Genomic DNA, 18,701 nt, shown 5'->3' on the forward strand with positions numbered 1-18,701 from the left:
AAAGCCTCCTAAGCTTTAGTCTGTAACCTTCTAAATCCGGTATTTCTGAGCTTTTCTTCGAGCTGAGCTAGAGGAGCTATTGTCTCTTGTTTTATTTGCGTAAATAATACGCATAATATGTTATTTTTGTCCAAAGTCCAATAAGTAAGGGATAACTCATAATTTATCCTTCATAATCCATACTTGAGATGTCTCACCTTATTAACAGGTTGATCAGGATGGGCTGGATTGGGGATCAATCGCTGATTGGGACAATCGACCAACAAATCTAATTTCTCTAATACAGTTTGACCAATCAGCACCTCATCACCCAAAACTAACGCCTCCTCCAACGTATCCCGCCCTTCCCATTCTATTAATACAGCATCCGTTATACCAACTGATTCTAGACGACCATCAGCATAACCAGCCACCCCTTGCTTCCTAATGTCTAAACCCAGACGCTGTACCACATGAATCGGAAGAACTGAACACACTGCACCTGTATCGACGATAGCTGCTGCTTCATAGCTTCGTACTTGATCAGTAGACAGTTGTCCTCGACGTGCTAGCATTTCGTCTAATGCATTTGTCAGCTTAACTTTTACTTTGACTTCACCCATAGTTCCCCAGATTTTACAGTTAGTATTTAAATCATACATCTAAAACTATATCGTTAACCTAAATGCTATTGTTTATCCCCTGTTCGCTTTTTCGATATTGAGTTAAGCCATCTGTGACAGAAAATGCTAAAGTATTGAATCGTCCTAACTCCTCCATCCAACCTGATTTTATGAACACCGTTGATGATAAAACCGTAGTTAAAGACTATTTCAACGCCACTGGATTTGACCGTTGGCGGCGGATTTACGGCGAGGGCGAGGTCAATAAAGTCCAACTGGATATCCGTAATGGACACCAGCAAACCGTCGATACTGTTCTAAGCTGGCTCAAGACTGATGGCAATTTAGCTGAGTTATCTATCTGCGACGCTGGCTGCGGTGTGGGAAGTCTCAGCATTCCCCTAGCTGAAGCAGGTGCGAAAGTCTTTGCCAGTGATATCTCAGAAAAAATGGTCGGTGAAGCCAAAGAAAAAGCAGGCGCTAGCTTGGTGAATTCTGATAATCTTAGCTTTGCCGTACAGGATTTGGAAGACTTGAGTGGTAACTATCACACGGTTATTTGCCTAGATGTACTGATTCATTATCCTCAAGATAAAGCGGATCAGATGATCTCCCATCTTGCTTCTCTAGCCGAGTCACGCTTAATTCTTAGCTTTGCTCCCAAAAACATTGTATACAGTTTGCTCAAGAAAATTGGCGAATTGTTTCCCGGTCCTTCTAAAACCACTCGTGCCTACCTACACCGCAAAGCCGATATTATCAAAATATTGGAGCGTAACGGCTTTTCCATTCAACGCACGGGAATGACCAGTACCCAGTTTTACTTTTCTTACCTTTTAGAAGCAACCAGAAATTCCGATTAATTTATTCGGTTCATCTGACAAAGCTCCGGCTCCCCTCTCCCACCTTCGTGCAAAAAAAAAGCGAAGCAACATCTAGTCTCCCCCATGGAACAAAAAGCGAAGCATCCGCTGGCTTCCCCCTTTTGAAGGGGGACGGGAGGGGGATCTATAAGGGAAGAGGGGGATCTAATCGGGAAGAGGGAGATTCAAAAATGGGCAAGGGGAAGATAGAGAGAGGCTGGGGGTGAGGGCTGATTTTTAAGCAAACAAATCAGGATATTGCTCCTTAGCCCACATCGGTAAACCGGCGGCTGGATTTTCAAGCTGACGGTTCAGCAGCTCGATAATATTGGGCATTTTACTTAACAAATCAAACACCACAATATTGCAATCCAATCCCTTAGAATCGGTGAACCCTCTGACATTTTTATCCAGTTCAAGATAAAACTTGGGATTCAATTCACTCCCAAACCCAATAATCACAATTTTCAGTTCATCCTGACTTTTCAATCTGGCACTGGTTGTCTGAATTAAGTTCAAAAACTTATCTCGGTCATCAAACTGACCGTCTGTGTAAATGATAATGAACCCTTCCCGATTTGCCTCACGATTCGCAAACCATTGATTAATCACTTGCTCAAGGGTTGGTGTGATAAACGTGCTACTATCGGGTTGATTTTCATCAAAGACACTAGGAACCTGAGCCGTATCTTCAATGTAGATTATTTTGTCACAGGGGCGATTAGGACTAAAAAAGGTTAGGGCAATTTCCTCACAAACCTTGTCCTCATCCAGACTGGTTTCATTGAGAATGCGATAGACGTGTCCTTCAATGACTTCCGGTAGAACTTTCCAGCGAATATTATTATTAAATTCTGGATCTCTTCTCACCATTGACCCACTTTGGTCGATGAGCATGAAAACATCTCGGTTAAAAAGTTTTTTACTTGGCATAGAATCCCCTTTTTGAATAATACCCTGAGTTTGGGTTTCAATAATCGTTGCTTGATGCAAAATGGGTGGAGCGCTCGGCGCCGTAGCCCTTGTTTTTTTGGGGCATATTGCCGAGAGACCCGATACCAATAGTTTAATGGTTTTTGCCACCCAGTTATAAATAGACATTTGAAGTCCCTACAGTCCGCAGGTTGATGGACATTGTTTTAATTAAGAATTCTTAAGTGTATTATAACTATCACATATAGTTTATATGTACTACTAAGAGGATAGTACTATAGGTTGGGTTGACGCGCCGAAACCCAACCAAACTCAGGACTCGCATCCCTGACTACAAACTTAATCTAATGCATAAAATCAGGTATACCACACCATAGTAATGTGGTATACGCAACTAAATAGGGATTGGAGATGAATACTCGAATCCCTGGAAATTTCTTATTTAGATTCTAATAATGGAGTTAACAAATTCGTTCAGGTGCTAAAGGTTGAGAAGTATAGCACCTGTTTAGCCAATTTAGGCATCAGACTTTTTGTTGCGCTTGCGTAATCCAAAAGCACTTGCCATCGCCAGAGTACCTAAGCCCAAGACAGTTCCAGGTTCAGGTACATCTTTAATCAACTGGAAGTCAACACCGTCACCTGTGCCTGCCTGGTCTTGACCCAACTTTAAGGTAATTTCGCTAACATCTTTCCAGGTTTGGAAATAAAGGTTCCCATCCTCTCCGAGGGGAACGGGATTTGCGCCGGAGATCAACGTTCCATCCGTTAAAGCTTCAGCGAAGAAATTAGGAACGCCAGTTGTGGCAGAAGTCTCAGTATCGAAATACTTAATGGTTAGTTTTGGGATTAGCTTGGTGAACGTAAATTTGTAAGTACCAACTTCTAGTTGCCCTTCTTCTTCTCCAACAGAACCATCAGCATTTGTTTCGGAGGGACGGAACCAAGCTCCTGGTGGTGGCGGCGTCGTACCGAGATCCTCTGCCAACAGGTCTGCTATACCCAGAGTACCGCCATCATAGATTGTTTCCGTGCCTAGGATATCAATAAATAAGCGGCTTTTTGTCCCACTCGTCTCATCTACTAAGCTCTCTATACTTTCTATCCAAGGAATATCACTAGGAGCTATACATTGGCTGGCATCAAGGCAACCGCTTGGACTGCCTGTAACACCTACATTAATTTCTGTTTCTATATCTTGTGGAGGCAGCAACTTAATGGCAGAAGCTGAAGGAGCCATAAGCCCTACCGTTACTGTAGAGGCGGCAACTAGCGAGGCAACGGTAGCGGAATGGCGGAAAAGAGTTGAGAGAGATTTCATGATGTGGTTCCCTAGAGTGAGTAGATGTTTAAAATGTGAAGACTTGGTTTAATGTTTGATGGATTGTCTAAAGTTGTGATTTTCTTTCGACTAAATAAATAGTAGGCTGGATTCTTGAAGTTGTCTATAAAGTTACGATGAATTTCATATAAAGTTTATATGAAGATGATGTTCAGGGTGTCTAATTGAATTTATGACAACCGGAATTAACGAGAAGAATTATTTCTATCCCCCTCCCGTGCTTCTGCTTCCAGAGCAGGTAAAGACATAATCAAAAGCCTTTACCCCCTCCCCTTTGTCATCTTGTCACATCTTTCTTAAACAATTGATAGGCAGAGGGGGGAGCCATAAGTCCGGCATTTTTATAGCAAATCGCTAGGCGTGTATTTACAACTCCCGTACCTGAAACTGAGTCCAGATGGGATGTTCGTACAAACAAAGTCTAACTAGACCACGTTACTGTTTTTAGGTTCTGTAGTCGGTTTGAGGTAATTTGCCAACAGTATCCTGTATGCACTAAGGTAATCATCAACTTTTGCCGTCTTGCACTAGGTATCTTTTTGGCTAGAGAGCAATTTCACCAGCGATGCTAACCAATAAGAGAGAATCGATATCAACACCATAAGCCAAATTAGGGGATTCTTGGAGCGGATTCCCTCCTGAAAATTGGCGGGTAAAAACCAGGGTTGAGGGGATAAATCTTGCCAACTCTCGCCCTCTACCAATAATGATAAACTGCGCCACACACCAGCCTCTTGCAGCGCTTCGGGCTTTTTAATCCCGGTGACGACGAGGAGAATACCGGGAGTTGGCGGTAAATGACAGGTTCGTAATTCTTCGGCTAATTCATGTCTCAGCGTCGCGATATTCCGCCCAATTTTTGGGGTGAGAGTCGGCGGTTGATTGGACAGTTGCTGAGGATTTCGGATTACAGTAATCAATCGCTTCATCTCAGGTAATGACACCTGAAAGCCATAGTTACCACCTAAGCCTACCGCTTGATTGAGTTGTGCTACTAGGAGGTGATAGTCTTCGTCAATTAATGCAGATGCGGCTAAACTTCGCAGCAGGGGTTCGTCCGTCGTTGCACCCACCCAAGCCATAGCGATGCGGATTTGGCGGTCTAGAAAATCGACTCGTCCTTTGGGTTCTAGTCCCGTTAGGAGCAACAGCAACTGGTTATCCACTAATCGTTCTAACACAACCGTTGGTGTTTCGCGATCGATTAAACTAGGTACCGTCAATCCAATGGGGGGTAATTTAGGTTGAATTGACCCATTGTGACCAACCTGTAGCCAACGGTAATCATAATCTTGCTCAAAGCCGCGACTCTGGATATAGATATCCATCAGTTGATTCCTAATTTGAAAATAGTGTTGATTTATATAGACAAATGACGAATATTACAGAGTTAATAACGATTTACCTTGGAGAACGGCAAATCCTCCGTTTGTTTTGCATCCCTGAGCAAATTGCTCCACTGCTTGCTTGAGTTGAGCATCCGGATTGAACAATTCCCGAACCACGTTAAACATAGACCAGTTGCGATTTTGAATATAGACTTTTAATAAAAATCGCAATAAATACCGCAGCAACTGTTCGCTATCTTGGGGACTATATTGGGCATCAAAACTCGTCTTGCGAAAATAAAAGCGGGGTTGATTCAGATTTTCTACCTCGATTTTCAAGAACACCACACAGCCAACGGTTTGCACTGGCGTTGTCACCACGGCAATTTTATCGGCTCGTCTTGGCTCTTGAAAAAATTCCAGTAATGGGGCATATTTTTCTTGAATCTGTTTAATCAGATTGTGGGCAGATACTTCATCTTGCATGTAGGTTTCACACTTGACGGGAGCCAAAATGACTAACTTTGGTTCGTCCAACTTTTGGTACGCTGTCTTAAACAATGTCATAATCTCATCAGGCTTATTTCTCACCTCATGCCATCTGCCATTCAGTTCCATCAGCGCTGGCGTATCAATTGCCACAATCACCGCCGCACATTCCCGCAACATCTTCTGCACAAATCGCCTCCCCGCTACATCACTGGGTAAAATATAGCCACCAGGATAATCTCGAAACTGAAGCCGCAGGTAATCGTTTTTGTCATTTAAGCCTAAATCAAAACGGTAAGAGGGTAAGGATTCGGGTCCAGCAACAGCTAAGGTGCCGCGAATTCCTTTGGTGCGTTCATCGGCTTTGAATTCGTAGGTTAAACTTTTGAGTTGAGCGAGATACCGTTCCAGAATTGCTGCTGTTTCAACATCGGGTTTTAAGTGGAGATTGGCTTGACGACTTGTTGCCTCAAATTGCTCATACATTGAGGTTAATAATGTCGTCTTTCCAACACCACTCGCACCCAGCATGGTTATATTGAGTTCTTTAGCCATGTAATTATTACTCCATCTTTTAACTTTTGACCCTTTACTTTGCTAGTGGAACCGGGTTTGTCGGTGCGGGTTTAGAGAATTTCGTTCCACTGTTGATGATAACATTTCATCCCTACCTGTCCTTAGTTGATGTTTCACTTTGCTAGTGAGATATGATTTTCAGATAATTTTCAACTCATCTGTGTAAAGATGTAAGGGTGAGCCGCCGGACTCCAGTTAATAGGAAAGCTAGCTACCCAGAAGCGCTAAAGCGCTTACTACGAACGGCTAAAGCGCTTACTACGAACGGCTAAAGCGCTCACTACGAGCGACGCGATCGCGCCCATTCTAAATCAGTTTAAAAACTGGAGTTGTTTGAGCGAATTAGCGGCTATTGCTTGATCCACTAAGGATAACCATTGCTGACGATCATCACCTTCTTGATTATCGCCAAATTCCTTAGACCAAACCTGAGCTTTTTCTTGAAAAAGGAAGATTTGCCATTCATTCTTCACATCTTTTGCTCGCAGCACCTGATCAACAAACTCTTCAACTTCGGCAAAAGCGGCTTGACCCGGTTCTCCATAAAAATTCTCTAAGGCATGTTGACATTTAAACACAGCTTCTTCTTGTAATGTTTCTAAATAGGTGAAGATTTCCTGTGCCTTTATCTCCCGAGACTCTGTAGCATTCGATGCAGACAAACGCAGATTGGTTTTATCGGGATTTAGATTATCTAAATGAGGACGAATCCGATAATGAAAGTTAGCTTTATAAGACATTTCAAAATTCGATAGGGTATGAAAAGCGTGCTTGAGTCGGACTAAATTATCAGGAACACGTTCTGCCATGGCTTTAAGAAACTCTGAGCCTCTGGCTGGGGTGAGTTCTCCGAAATTTCCTTGATTTACCAGTACCTCCGTAACTTGAAACTTTGCCTGTTCTACATATTCTTTTAGTCCCATGTCCATAGCGTGAAAATGGCGAGTGAGATGATTACGGATTTCATGGAGATATTTGGCATAAGTGGTTTGCCAATCCCCTTCTTCAAACCGTCGGGCAATGATTTCGTTTATGGGTTCCTCAGTGGGAATTCCGGTATCGCTTTTGCAGGTTTGGATAATGGATTCAACCTGTTGTTTGAAGATATCTTGTTCATCGCGATCCTTGGCTATATCGAGCTGATCTAATAATTCTTCTAGTCCCCGCGTTAGATTTGCCCAGAGTTTATTGAATAGGCGCAAAAACTTGGCTTGTTCATTGATATCATCAACAATTAATCCGCCTGACCAAACCAGACGGGCTTTCTCTAGTTCCGCATTAATTAAAATTTGCAGTTCTTTAAGTTTTTTCTGGTAGAGGCGGGCATGTTGCTCATCTAAGTAGGTGATGTTATTGGCTAGATAGTTGAGAACTAAGTCGAGAATGGCATTGGTTTCCTCTGGATTAGCACAATCGGCAATTTTGCAGCGGATGACATCAATATGTTTATCGTGAATACTGGTTTGATGTTTCTGACAGGCTTCCATGTTGTCATCGGTTCCGGTGATATGGTTGAGAATCATAAATGAGCGATTCTCTAGATTGTTTAATGCTTCGGCTGCGGTGTTGTATAAATCGGTATCCCGTTTTTCCCATCCATAGCGGAGTTTATCCGGGCGGCGAATGAAAATGACTAAATCTACCTCTTGTCCGATGGTTTCTAGGATAAGTTTCTCATCGCCTAAGCGAGTATCTCCTAAACCAGGTACATCGACTAAGGCGATTTTACCGACATCGGAATTTTTGAAGGGACAGAAAATTTTAACTTCGCGAACGGCTAAATGGTCAAAGGTGATTAATTCGCCTTGGGGAAAGCGGCGTTGGGCGACATATTCATGAATGCGTTCTTTGGGAATGGGAGGAAGTTTTCGGGGTGCGCCAGACAGGAGTAAGTGTCTGTACATGGGTAAGTGTTTATGATAATCTTCTTTGAGATGTTCATACATGGATTTTTTGGTCGCATCTGTCCCCGAAAACTCTGGCAAAGTTCCGGCAAATTCATCTATGGTTTGGGGAGGATTGCCTAAGTCTAATTCCTGGTAGTAGGGCTGAATGACTTCTTGTAAAAACGTCTGTTCAGAATGAACCGTTACCTCGGCGTAGGGTTCTCCGGGTTGATGATAAATGGTGCTGCGAACAGCGGTACAAGCACCACCTCGGAGGGCGGGGATTTCATCATCGGAGAGTCCACTGATACTCTGGAGGAAGGTACTTTTTCCTTGACCCATGAGTCCAACGACGCCAATATTTAAGGTAGGGCGGGAGAAGCGATCGCGCAGTTGATGCAGTTGCTCCAGTTGCGTGCTAATCTGTAAGCGCAATGGGGAAAAGTCGATTTGAGTCAGGCGATCGCACACTTCGGGTTCGTCTAGTTTATCCTTTAAGATATGACGCCGTTGATCCAGGGAGCGGAGCAAGTCCGTCAGGTTTCGCAGATGTTCCTCGACATCAGCAATACTCTGAACTAAGGGCTGGCGTTGGTTAATAATTTCGGCTAGGGTTTCGGCGCGATTGGACATGATAGGAATAAGGAATAGGGAATAGGGTTTATTAATTAATAGCGGTTGAAACCGCAGCTACACAAACAAAACCCGCCTGCGCGGGTTTCCACACACACATTAGTCCGCGTAGGCGGACTGTGTTTAGCCGTGATTTCCTGGTTCTTCAGGACTTAAGTTGACTATCCATACATGGTAGCGCGATCGCACGATTGAGGGAAACGATGCTTGTGTTCCGCTCAAGCCGGGAGACTGACTCACTACGGAGGCGTTATACCACTATAGAGGATTGTGCGATCGCGTGGAGGACAAAACCCCTAGTTTCTGGTGAGATAGGCTGGTGTCAATGTGCGTGCGATCGCGTGGCTGGGCAAGTTGCTAATATGGCTAGTATTAAGGAAATGAGGTTCCTCCGTTTTAACTATGCTAAAATAACAATAAATTTACGATTAATTAAACAATAAATTGCATTTAAATAGACCTAACTTGAGGATTGCCAAGCGTGCCAAGTCCAAAAAAGACCAGCAGTAAAACGAAGGGGAAGAGCGCAAAAACCAGCAATGGTGCTAAATTAGGCTTTGAACAAACCCTGTGGACAGCAGCCGATAAACTACGAGGTCTTATGGATGCGGTCGAATACAAGCACGTTGTTCTGGGGTTAATATTCCTCAAGTATATTTCCGATGCGTTTCAGGAACGATATCAGAAACTAGACAAGGAGTTAGGGTATGGCTCCTAGAAAAAAGCGTAATCTGCAATTACCGCCGGATTATGGAGAGATTCTCAAACAGATTAAATCGCGGATTCAGTCGGCTCAAATCCAAGCGGTTTTAGCGGTTAATCGAGAATTGATTCGGCTGTACTGGGATATTGGCGGAAAAATTGTTGAACGGCAGAAGCTAGAAGGGTGGGGAACTGCTGTGATTGAGCGCTTGGCAAAGGATTTACAGCAGGCGTTCCCTGGCGTGAAGGGATTTTCTGCTCGTAATATTTGGCGGATGCGAGCTTTTTATCTTGCTTATACCCAGCAGGTACAAGAACTCTCTAACTCTGTGGCAGAATTGGATGGGCAAAATCTGCCACAGCCTGTGGCAGAAATTCCTTGGGGTCATAATGTTCTGTTGCTGGAAAAAGTCAAGGATGTTCAGGCTCGGCTTTGGTATATTCACAAGACGCTAGAACAGGGTTGGAGTCGTTCTGTTCTTTGGCATCATATCGATACGAAGCTTTACCAGCGACAGTTTCAACCTGAGAGGGCAGCAAATTTCCAGTTGACGCTACCTCCTGCTCAATCGGATTTGGTGCGGGAGGTGCTGAAAGACCCCTACAATTTTGATTTTTTAACGCTGGCGGATGACGCCCAGGAAAAGGATTTAGAACGGGGATTACTTGAACATATCCGGGAGTTTCTGCTTGAACTAGGCGTTGGTTTTGCCTTCGTTGGCAACCAATATCATTTAAACGTTGGGGATGAGGATTTTTATATTGACCTGCTTTTTTATCACTTGCGTTTGCGCTGTTTTGTAGTTATTGACCTGAAGATGAAAGAATTTAAGCCGGAATTTTCGGGCAAGATGAATTTTTATGTATCGGCTGTTGATGATTTATTGCGACATCCAGACGACCATCCGAGTATTGGCATCATTTTATGTAAGACGAAAAATCAGACACTTGTCGAATATGCGCTGCGAGATGTGAATAAACCGATTGGGGTTTCGACTTATCAATTGCGGGATGCTTTACCGGAGCAGTTGCAGGGAAGTTTGCCAACGATTGAGCAGTTGGAAGCGGAGTTAGAGGCGGTGTCGGTAGACATTGATGAGGAGGAATGAGATAAAAACGATGACGGTTGCAGAAATCGCTCGGCGAATGAAGTAAACGAAGATCGCTAAGAGACAGAGTTGAAATGGACGTTGCGAGAGGCTCAAAATATCAGGCGGCGTAAAACTTGGACTCCACCCAAGCCTGCTGAAATACTGGAACTTTTGAGTGACTCCGAAAAACGTCTGGTTAAGGATGGGAATGAACTGTTAGCGGTGTTAATAGAATCGCTAGGAAATTTGCAGGAAAAACTTCATGATCAAAATCCTGCTGTTATAGATTTATGGAACGAAATTAAAGCCGATAAAGCCAGAAAATTTTGGTTAATAAGTTTAAGATTGATAAAGATAAAGTAAATAGCCAAGAAGTTACAGGTCGTATCTATATCCCAAAAGATGAGAATGCTTTTTCTGACTATGTAGCGCGATATTTAGATTATCTCAAGCCAAAAGACGTCATTATCAACCGGGAAGTTACAATTCGTCGAGGTGAACGAACAGATATTCAAGTTGATGCTATGATCGAGAACCAAAATGGAGAGGTTGAGGATTCTATAACCGTCATCATTGAAGCGAAAGGCTGCTGGAATAAGAAAGAGTTAGATACTGCAATGAAAGAACAACTTGTCAATCGCTATCTCAAGTATAATAGCTGTCAGCATGGTCTTTACCTCATCGCCTGGTTTAATTGTGAACAGTGGGATGATAGCGATTCTAGAAAGCGCCAAGCACCAAAAATCAGTATTGAGGAAGCCAAAGAAAAATTTGAGCAGCAAGCCGCAGAATTATCTAACTCTGGTGTGACAGTTAAAGCTTTTGTTCTCAATACAGCATTGCGAATGTAGATAAGATGGTTGACGGCTCTACTCATGCCTTATATTCTGACTTATAATTCGATCGCCTCTTGGAGTACATTCTCAGCAATTAGTGGACTTAATCCGCGAGTTGTCGTAATATCTACCTTACTGTTCAAGAAAGACTCTAAATCATTGATCAATCCCCCTGGAAACCAAGCACTCGTGCAGTTTCGATCATAATCAATCAAAAAATCAATATCGCTCTGTTCGATTGCTTCTCCCCGTGCGACAGAACCAAATACCCGTACACTGTGAGCGCCATGTTTGGCAAAAATGGCAAGTAATTCATCCCGGCGTTCTTGTAAGTCTTGAATCGTTCGGATTGCGGTTGAGCAGCCCATATTCACTCCTTATCGTAATCTGTAAGGGTACGGCAATGCCCATTAGTGTCAACTTAAGGTAGAAAACCAATGCTGGCAAGGTTTTAAACCGTGTCTATCTACTCCTCAACATTTTCCCCCTCATCCCCTAACCCCAACTCCGGACCGTGGGGAGAAGGGGAACTAGACTCTCTTACTCCCCTCTCCCTTGCAAAAAAAGCGAAGCATCCTCTGTCATCCCCCCTCTTGTAGCTATGCATTACTCACATCTTTCTTAACAATTCAGAAGGCTGGACATATCTAGGTTTCAACCTAATGACGTTACATTTATTAATAGGCTCCCTCGGTAGTCCCTGATCCATCGTCAACGTCAGAATACGGCACACTGATAACAGGGTGTGGTAAAGTAACAGCTTTCCCTTGCATCCATGGGACTCATGGGACTTCAGCAACTTGGCTGAGACGATGTAACTTGTCCCCTTCCCATGTTTTGAGCGGTGGGTTAAAGGCAAGGCGATCGCACTCCTCAATCACAGCCGCAAACCTAAGCCCCTCAACCCGGCAAGTTGTGGGTAGTTGGTAAAAAAGCGAGCGATTGTCTCCGGCACTGCGTTCCGTGCGATCGCACAAAATGTTGAAAATGTGAATTTGCAGAGGTAATTCAAATGAGCGATTGGGCAGCCGCAGAATTGCAATATGCCGACTTGGGGGATGTGCGCCGCAAAAAAAGGCTCATACGTCTAGTGAGTGACTTGGCAGCCCAACCCTGCGCCAGCATACCCCAAGCATCGGGAAACTGGGCAGCGACCCAAGGGGCGTATGATTTTTGGAGTTCTCCTCATGTCAAAGCCTCCTCGATTGTTCAAGCTCACCAAACCAGTACTCTCAATAGAATTCAAGCCGAAGCGGTCGTTATTGCGATTCAAGATACGACTGAACTCAATTTCACCCATCATCCCAGCAAGAAAGGTATGGGTTATCTAGACAATAGTAAATCATCGGGTTTAAAAGTGCATTCGGTCTTTTGTAGTAGCGCTTCCGGAATACCTTTAGGAGTCTTACATCAACAAGTCTGGACAAGAGACCCAGCCTTTTTGGGCAAGAAACATCAACGACACAAAAAAGACATCCAAGATAAAGAATCTTATCGCTGGTTAACGGCACTGCAGGCGACTCAAACCCTAATCCCACCGGAAACAACCGTGGTAACAGTTGCTGACCGAGAAGCTGATATCTATGAGTTGTTGGCATTGCCCCGTCGCCCAAACAGTGAGTTGATCATTCGGGCTAACCACAATCGTTGTGTCAAGTCTACACAGCCCGAACCACAAGTACAGCGCTTGCAGCAAACCATTGAGCAAGTTCCACCAACGGGTCAACTTACCTTGGAATTGAGACGACATCCAGAGCGTCAACCTCGAATCGCCACTCTCACACTGCGGACTACCACCGTAGAATTACAACCCCCCCATACTCATCCACAAGCTCAACACCTTCAACCTGTCTATATACAGGTGATTCAAGCACTTGAAGTTGACCCACCTCCGGGTGTGGAACCCGTTAATTGGTTACTCCTAACCACCTTAGTCATCACTTGTTTTGAAGATTTGGTGCAATGTAACGAAAGGTATTCTTATCGTTGGTTGATTGAACGTTATCATTATGTTCTCAAGAGCGGTTGTCGCCTTGAACAACTGCAATTGGAAAGTGCTGATCGCATCCACCGTGCTTTGGCTACCTACACCATTGTTGCTTGGCGCTTATTATGGATCACCTATCTTGCCCGTTACCATCCCGAGCTGCCTGCCGACACTGTTTTAGAAGCATATCAGTGGCAGGCTCTTTATTGCACGATTCATCACCACTCTAACCCCCCTGACTCTCCTCCCAATTTAAGAGATGCCGTGCGTTGGATCGCCCAACTCGGCGGGTTCTTAGCCCGTTCTCATGATGGCGAACCGGGGGTTAAAACTATTTGGCAAGGTCTGCGACGACTCCATGACATTGCCCAGAAAGAGGCTTTTACTTTCCCCCAAAACTACTGCTTTTGTCAAGGGCATTCATGTTAAGAAAGATGTGAGTAATGCATAGCTCTTGTAGGGGGGAACGAGGGGGGTCGGAGAGGGGCTGGGGGTGAGGGGTTGAGCTTAAGTTGACACAGGTGAGCAATGCCGTACCCCTACATCAATGGTACGCTGTGGGACAGATAGCGGTGGGTTCCCCTAGCTGTTGAGCGGTAAACGGTGAGGAGGTTTAACCCGATTCATTTATAAAATAGGGAGACTGTCGCTATTCTATCGCCACCTATGCCCCTTTGCATTAACCCCACCTGCCCAAAACCCGACGCCTCCGAGAATGAGAATCAACGCTTCTGTCAAAGCTGCGGTTCAGAGTTGCTACTGCATGGGCGTTATCGGGTGATGCGCCTGATTAGTGATAAGAGTGGCTTTGGCAATATCTACGATGTCTACGAAGGGAGTACGCCGAAAATCCTGAAAGTTCTCAAGGATCATCTCAACCAAGATGCTAAGGCGGTGGAACTGTTTGAACAAGAGGCGGTGGTGTTAGGGCGACTGAATCATCCGGGTATTCCACAAGTAGATAGTTCCTTCCTCTATCAGACGCGCAATGGGTTAGGGTTGCACTGCTTGGTGATGGAAAAGATAGAAGGACCCACCTTAGAGCAGTGGTTAGAACAACAGCAAAATCGACCCATTTCTGAAGCGCAAGCGATCGCCTGGTTAAAACAGCTTGCGATTATTCTACAGCTTATTCATGATCAGCAGTATCTGCATCGGGATATTAAACCCTCTAATATTATGCTTCGCCCTGATGGGCAGTTGGTGTTAATTGATTTTGGTACAGCCAGAGAAGTTACCCGCACCTATCTGGCGAAAGTGGGCGCGGGTGGCGGGATTACAGCGATTATTTCATCGGGATATACCGCCCCGGAACAAATCAATGGAGAAGCAGTAAGACAATCGGATTTCTTTGCTTTGGGACGAACGTTTGTCTTTTTGTTAACCGGACATCATCCCAGCCAGTTGTATGATGCTCAAACGGATACACTAAACTGGCGGAATCACACCACTGGAATTTCCCCAAACTTATTGCAGTTAATCGATGAGTTGATGGCGCGACAGGTTCGCGATCGCCCGCCAACAGCCCAAGCTATTTTACAACGCCTGGACGCCTTAGAGCATCAACCCGCCACATTGACCGAAACCCTGAAAGTGGGAGTCGCTCCCCTCCCTCAATCCGAACCCGCCCCAGAACGCCACTCTGGGCGCTGGCAAGTGGTCATTTTAGTGTTAGCAATACTGGTTATTTTAGGGATTGGAATTATCGGTTCAGGCGGGTTAAATTCTCAATGGGTTTGGATATTTACTCCAGCGCAAGCACCGCAACGAAAGGGAGATGTGGATTATTTTCCTTACGTGGAGGGAGCCGATAGTGAAGGGAGAACCGCTGAATTTAGTGTAGCTGTACTGTCGCGGGAATATAAATGGAAACTGGGGAGTACGTTTCAAGTCAACTATAATCAGCAGATGATCCCTATTGATGCGTTACGGTCAAATTTGGAGGATGAAGGAATACAAAGTTTGATGGAAAATCCCAGTGAAATTATTTCGGTGGGAACTGCTTCCTGTGAAGGAACTCCCGTGGGAGAAGAACAGCGAGCCTTTCAACGCGCCGAGCAAATCCAACTGTTAGCCAAAAAGTTATTTCGGGATGTTGCATCGGTGGACAACTATCGCCTCTTAAATCTGGGTCAATTTAACCGAGACGATTGTTTACCGGATCAAGATGCTACATCGTACCAACGTAGTATTATTATTATCGGCGTGAAGAATAAAACCCCTGGTGTGATTGTCGATGAAGCCTTGCGATCGCGCCTGGAACAGACACCCTTTGGGGATTTTCGCCTAGAGGATTACTCTCTGGGTTCGCCTGAGCGGTTTCAAACCATCTCCAGTCAGCTAGATAACCCGGAAACACCAGATACATTAGATACACCAGAGACACCGGAAACACCAGATACATTAGATACACCAGATACACCAGATACGCCGGAAAACCAGGAGACACCAGAAACACCAGAAACGCCAGAAACGCCAGAAACACCGGAAATACCGGAAACACCAGAAACGCCATAGATACCAGGATTGTAGGCGTGATAAGTAGGTGAACACAATTAAACTGAACGGTGGAGAACTCGCTGTCCTGTCCGTACCTCGTAGTGCTATAAAGGCGGATTTGGTATAAACTCCAGTTCCAAGCCACAACGCCCAAAATAGTACACAAAAAAATAGTAGAGACGTTACCTGTAACGCCTCTACCTTTAATCTTTTAATACCCCCAAGGGAATTCGAATCCCTGTCGCCTCCGTGAAAGGGAGGTGTCCTAGGCCTCTAGACGATGGGGGCTTGTTTCTCAGACCTTAATAAATATAACGAACATTTTTGGGCTTGTCAACTCCTGAGCCAAGAAATTAATCGAAAAAATTTAGGACTCTAACTGAGTGACTAAGTGAATCAATTCTGGTAGAATCAGCTTTTCCATAGCCAGGGTAACGGCTGCCGTGGAACCAGGAAGGGAGAAAATCAGCTTACGGCGATACACTCCAGCCACAGCCCGTGACGCGATCGCGCGTGAGCCAATCTCTTGGTAACTGAGCCAACGAAAGACCTCACCAAATCCGGGTAAGGTCTTCTCTAATAAACTCGCTAAGGCATCATAAGTGGTATCTCGCGCCGCAATCCCTGTACCCCCGTTCACCACAACCGCTTGAATATCCGAACGCTGGGCGAGGACTTGCAGATACGTCTGAATCTGGTTCGGTTCATCCTTAAGAATTTCATAAGCGACAACCGTATGACCCGCGTCACGCAGCAATTGCTGGATGCACGAACCACTGCGATCAGAATCCTGCGATCGCGTATCACTAACAGTTACCACCGCACAAGCGATCGCTGTTGATCCGGTATCGGGATGAGGCTGATGTGTCATATCTTACGGTGTTTAGCTGCTCAAGAAAATATAGAAGTGGACATTTAAACGAAAACCCCGTAGATTCCAAAGCCTTGAGATCTACGGGGTCAATGTCCTAAAGAATACTACATTGTTACTATTCACCGTTAAGGTGGGGAAGGATTAAGACTTACTAAATCCTAACCCATTTTCCTCAGCATAGCGCTCCATGAAACGCATAAAACGATCCCATTCGTCTTGTGATTTCATGATCACAATTGCTTCTAATGCCGTCGGTTGTCCATTGACAAATTTGCCTTTAACCTCTCGGCTAACTAGCTCTCCTTCTTCGTCCATCAGGTATATACCTGTTATTTCTTCACCATAGTTGCCATTAAGCGCCTTGGGATTATCAAAATAAAATGTTGCCGTACCATTGCTGCCATCACGAGAGCGAGTCAGGCGCACATCAGGTACAACTTCTTCGTCAATGCCTTTAATAAATTGAATTTTTGCCATGAGCCGTTCAATCAAAATTTATGAAGGTTATCACCAATTGAATTATCAGCCGTGTCTGCCATCATTTGCACAATGACTGAAGTTGGACATTTCCTCAAGGTGTGAATCCGGTTTTATGTCCAACTTCGATGAACTGCTGCCTTTTGAGCGTTCAGACACCGATTCTTTAATCCTCGCTCATCTATTCCTACCTGAGAACAGCCAGCGATTTTGGCGTTTAGATTTCATAGTGATTTTACCAAAAACTTTACACTTAACAAAAAAAAGTGACGTTTTCCTGCCATAACGACCGAGGTGATGGCAAAATTGATAGAGCGGATCATCAAAAAATTATCAATCGTTCCCTCATCGGCGTTAGCGTGGCTCGGTAAATCCCGGCTCACCTTACCCTTAGGGGAGAAGGTTTTGTAGATTCCTGCCAAAAATCTGCACCGTTTCACGGCGAATCCTCCAGCGCTTGACCCGAAAGCAGGTACAAGCCTGGGACTCTCGCCACCTTTGCTGGACAAATCCTTAACCAATATCAATGGGCAAAAAGCGCGTTCTCTCTGGAGTTCAACCAACTGGAAATCTTCACCTGGGTAACTATCTCGGAGCAATCCGTAATTGGGTAGAAGCCCAGAGTCAGTATGAAAATTTCTTTTGTGTCGTCGATTTACACGCGATTACGGTTCCCCATAATCCAGCAACTCTAGCCGAAGATACCTACACGATCGCGGCGCTATATCTAGCCTGTGGCGTGGATTTGAACGATTCCACCATCTTTGTTCAATCTCACATCCCCGCTCACTGTGAACTTACCTGGCTGTTTAACTGCGTCACGCCGATCAATTGGCTGGAACGGATGATTCAGTTTAAAGAAAAGGCGGTGAAGCAGGGAGAAAATGTTAGTACAGGTTTACTGGATTACCCCGTGCTAATGGCAGCCGATATTTTGCTGTATGATGCGGACTTAGTACCCGTAGGAGAAGACCAAAAGCAACATATCGAACTCACTCGTGATATAGTGATTCGGATTAATGACCAGTATGGCAGCAAGAAAAAGCCCGTATTGAAACTGCCCGAACCCTTGATCCGCAAAGAAGGAGCGCGGGTGATGAGTCTCACCGATGGCACGAAGAAAATGTCCAAATCTGACCCCTCGGAAATGAGTCGGATTAATCTGCTGGATTCTCCAGAGGAGATACAAAAGAAAATTAAGCGCTGTAAAACTGATCCGATTAAGGGGCTAGAATTTGATAATCCTGAACGTCCAGAGTGTCATAACTTGCTCTCGCTTTATACCCTGCTGTCGGGGAAAACCCAGGAAGCCGTCGCCGCCGAATGTCAGGATATGGGGTGGGGACAGTTCAAAACGGTGTTGAGTGAAGCCACGATTGAAGCCCTCAAACCAATTCAGCAGAACTATCAAGCGGTTATGGACGATAAAGGCTATCTAGAGTCAGTCTTACGTCAAGGGCGCGAGAAAGCAGAAGCGATCGCTCTCTCTACCCTATCCAGAGTCAAGGCAGCTATGGGGTATTCTACACCTCTGTAGAGACGTGCCATGGTGCGTCTGGGAGATGGGGGAGCAGGGGGAGCAG

18 protein-coding genes, 1 tRNA gene and 1 pseudogene are annotated in these 18,701 nt (G+C 44.9%); 8 read left to right on the forward strand and 12 right to left on the reverse strand.

Features of this window, described 5'->3' with window-relative positions:
* Positions 1-170: 170 nt before the first annotated feature.
* Positions 171-602 carry a clan AA aspartic protease gene (locus tag RID53_RS27955; protein ID WP_446391207.1) on the reverse strand — a complete coding sequence of 144 codons (432 nt, stop codon included), beginning with the start codon at positions 600-602 and terminating at the stop codon, positions 171-173.
* A 170-nt stretch (positions 603-772) separates the two neighbouring features.
* Here RID53_RS27955 and bchM point away from each other — a divergent pair, with 170 nt between their 5' ends.
* Positions 773-1,465 (forward strand): magnesium protoporphyrin IX methyltransferase, encoded by a 693-nt coding sequence (bchM, locus tag RID53_RS27960; RefSeq protein ID WP_446391228.1) that lies wholly within the window; start codon positions 773-775, stop codon positions 1,463-1,465.
* Between the two features lie 237 nt (positions 1,466-1,702).
* Here bchM and RID53_RS27965 read toward each other — a convergent pair whose 3' ends face one another.
* The 5 genes from RID53_RS27965 to RID53_RS27985 form a co-directional block, all read right to left on the reverse strand.
* Positions 1,703-2,566, reverse strand: a complete 864-nt coding sequence (locus tag RID53_RS27965) for a VWA domain-containing protein (protein WP_446391208.1) — start codon at positions 2,564-2,566, stop codon at positions 1,703-1,705.
* A 349-nt stretch (positions 2,567-2,915) separates the two neighbouring features.
* Positions 2,916-3,719, reverse strand: coding sequence for an LEVG family PEP-CTERM protein (locus RID53_RS27970; RefSeq protein ID WP_446391209.1), 804 nt, complete (start codon positions 3,717-3,719; stop codon positions 2,916-2,918).
* Between the two features lie 548 nt (positions 3,720-4,267).
* The gene (locus RID53_RS27975) at positions 4,268-5,068 is read right to left on the reverse strand and encodes a hypothetical protein (protein WP_446391210.1); all 801 of its coding nucleotides are present in this window, start codon (positions 5,066-5,068) and stop codon (positions 4,268-4,270) included.
* Between the two features lie 54 nt (positions 5,069-5,122).
* Complete coding sequence (locus tag RID53_RS27980) at positions 5,123-6,112, reverse strand: hypothetical protein (protein WP_446391211.1); 990 nt, start codon at positions 6,110-6,112, stop codon at positions 5,123-5,125.
* 332 nt (positions 6,113-6,444) lie between these two features.
* Positions 6,445-8,652 (reverse strand): dynamin family protein, encoded by a 2,208-nt coding sequence (locus RID53_RS27985; protein WP_446391212.1) that lies wholly within the window; start codon positions 8,650-8,652, stop codon positions 6,445-6,447.
* Between the two features lie 481 nt (positions 8,653-9,133).
* On the opposite strand from RID53_RS27985, the pseudogene RID53_RS27990 reads away from it, so the two are divergent.
* The 4 genes and pseudogenes from RID53_RS27990 to RID53_RS28005 all read left to right on the forward strand — a co-directional run.
* A pseudogene (locus RID53_RS27990) lies at positions 9,134-9,346 on the forward strand (type I restriction-modification system subunit M N-terminal domain-containing protein); the annotation flags it as partial.
* Between the two features lie 13 nt (positions 9,347-9,359).
* A complete protein-coding gene (locus RID53_RS27995; protein WP_446391213.1) occupies positions 9,360-10,463 on the forward strand; it encodes a PDDEXK nuclease domain-containing protein in 1,104 nt (367 codons plus the stop codon).
* Between the two features lie 81 nt (positions 10,464-10,544).
* Positions 10,545-10,808: a hypothetical protein gene (locus RID53_RS28000; protein WP_446391214.1), complete on the forward strand. Its 264-nt coding sequence runs from the start codon at positions 10,545-10,547 to the stop codon at positions 10,806-10,808.
* Positions 10,772-11,296, forward strand: coding sequence for a hypothetical protein (locus tag RID53_RS28005; protein ID WP_446391215.1), 525 nt, complete (start codon positions 10,772-10,774; stop codon positions 11,294-11,296). Before RID53_RS28000 ends, RID53_RS28005 begins: the two co-directional genes overlap by 37 nt.
* 41 nt (positions 11,297-11,337) lie before the next feature.
* Here RID53_RS28005 and RID53_RS28010 read toward each other — a convergent pair whose 3' ends face one another.
* A complete protein-coding gene (locus RID53_RS28010; RefSeq protein ID WP_446391216.1) occupies positions 11,338-11,649 on the reverse strand; it encodes a nucleotidyltransferase family protein in 312 nt (103 codons plus the stop codon).
* A gap of 414 nt (positions 11,650-12,063) precedes the next feature.
* Positions 12,064-12,258, reverse strand: a complete 195-nt coding sequence (locus RID53_RS28015; protein WP_446391217.1) for a hypothetical protein — start codon at positions 12,256-12,258, stop codon at positions 12,064-12,066.
* Positions 12,259-12,293: 35 nt separating this feature from the next.
* On the opposite strand from RID53_RS28015, the gene RID53_RS28020 reads away from it, so the two are divergent.
* Positions 12,294-13,697, forward strand: a complete 1,404-nt coding sequence (locus RID53_RS28020; protein WP_446391218.1) for an IS4 family transposase — start codon at positions 12,294-12,296, stop codon at positions 13,695-13,697.
* 237 nt (positions 13,698-13,934) lie between these two features.
* Positions 13,935-15,785, forward strand: a complete 1,851-nt coding sequence (locus tag RID53_RS28025; protein ID WP_446391219.1) for a protein kinase domain-containing protein — start codon at positions 13,935-13,937, stop codon at positions 15,783-15,785.
* 197 nt (positions 15,786-15,982) lie between these two features.
* Here RID53_RS28025 and RID53_RS28030 read toward each other — a convergent pair.
* The 4 genes from RID53_RS28030 to RID53_RS28045 form a co-directional block, all read right to left on the reverse strand.
* Positions 15,983-16,055: transfer RNA gene (locus tag RID53_RS28030), tRNA-Glu, on the reverse strand.
* Between the two features lie 79 nt (positions 16,056-16,134).
* Entirely contained in the window at positions 16,135-16,638 is a 504-nt protein-coding gene (locus RID53_RS28035; protein WP_446391220.1) for a MogA/MoaB family molybdenum cofactor biosynthesis protein, read from the reverse strand.
* A 144-nt stretch (positions 16,639-16,782) separates the two neighbouring features.
* Positions 16,783-17,118 carry a photosystem II reaction center protein Psb28 gene (gene psb28 / locus RID53_RS28040; RefSeq protein ID WP_446352221.1) on the reverse strand — a complete coding sequence of 112 codons (336 nt, stop codon included), beginning with the start codon at positions 17,116-17,118 and terminating at the stop codon, positions 16,783-16,785.
* A gap of 224 nt (positions 17,119-17,342) precedes the next feature.
* A complete protein-coding gene (locus RID53_RS28045) occupies positions 17,343-17,558 on the reverse strand; it encodes a hypothetical protein (RefSeq protein ID WP_446391221.1) in 216 nt (71 codons plus the stop codon).
* 86 nt (positions 17,559-17,644) lie between these two features.
* Here RID53_RS28045 and trpS point away from each other — a divergent pair, with 86 nt between their 5' ends.
* On the forward strand, positions 17,645-18,655 hold the full coding sequence (gene trpS / locus RID53_RS28050; protein ID WP_446391222.1) for a tryptophan--tRNA ligase: 1,011 nt from the start codon (positions 17,645-17,647) through the stop codon (positions 18,653-18,655).
* Positions 18,656-18,701: the final 46 nt, after the last annotated feature.

Source organism: Coleofasciculus sp. B1-GNL1-01 (assembly GCF_040220235.1).
GTDB lineage: Bacteria > Cyanobacteriota > Cyanobacteriia > Cyanobacteriales > Coleofasciculaceae > Coleofasciculus.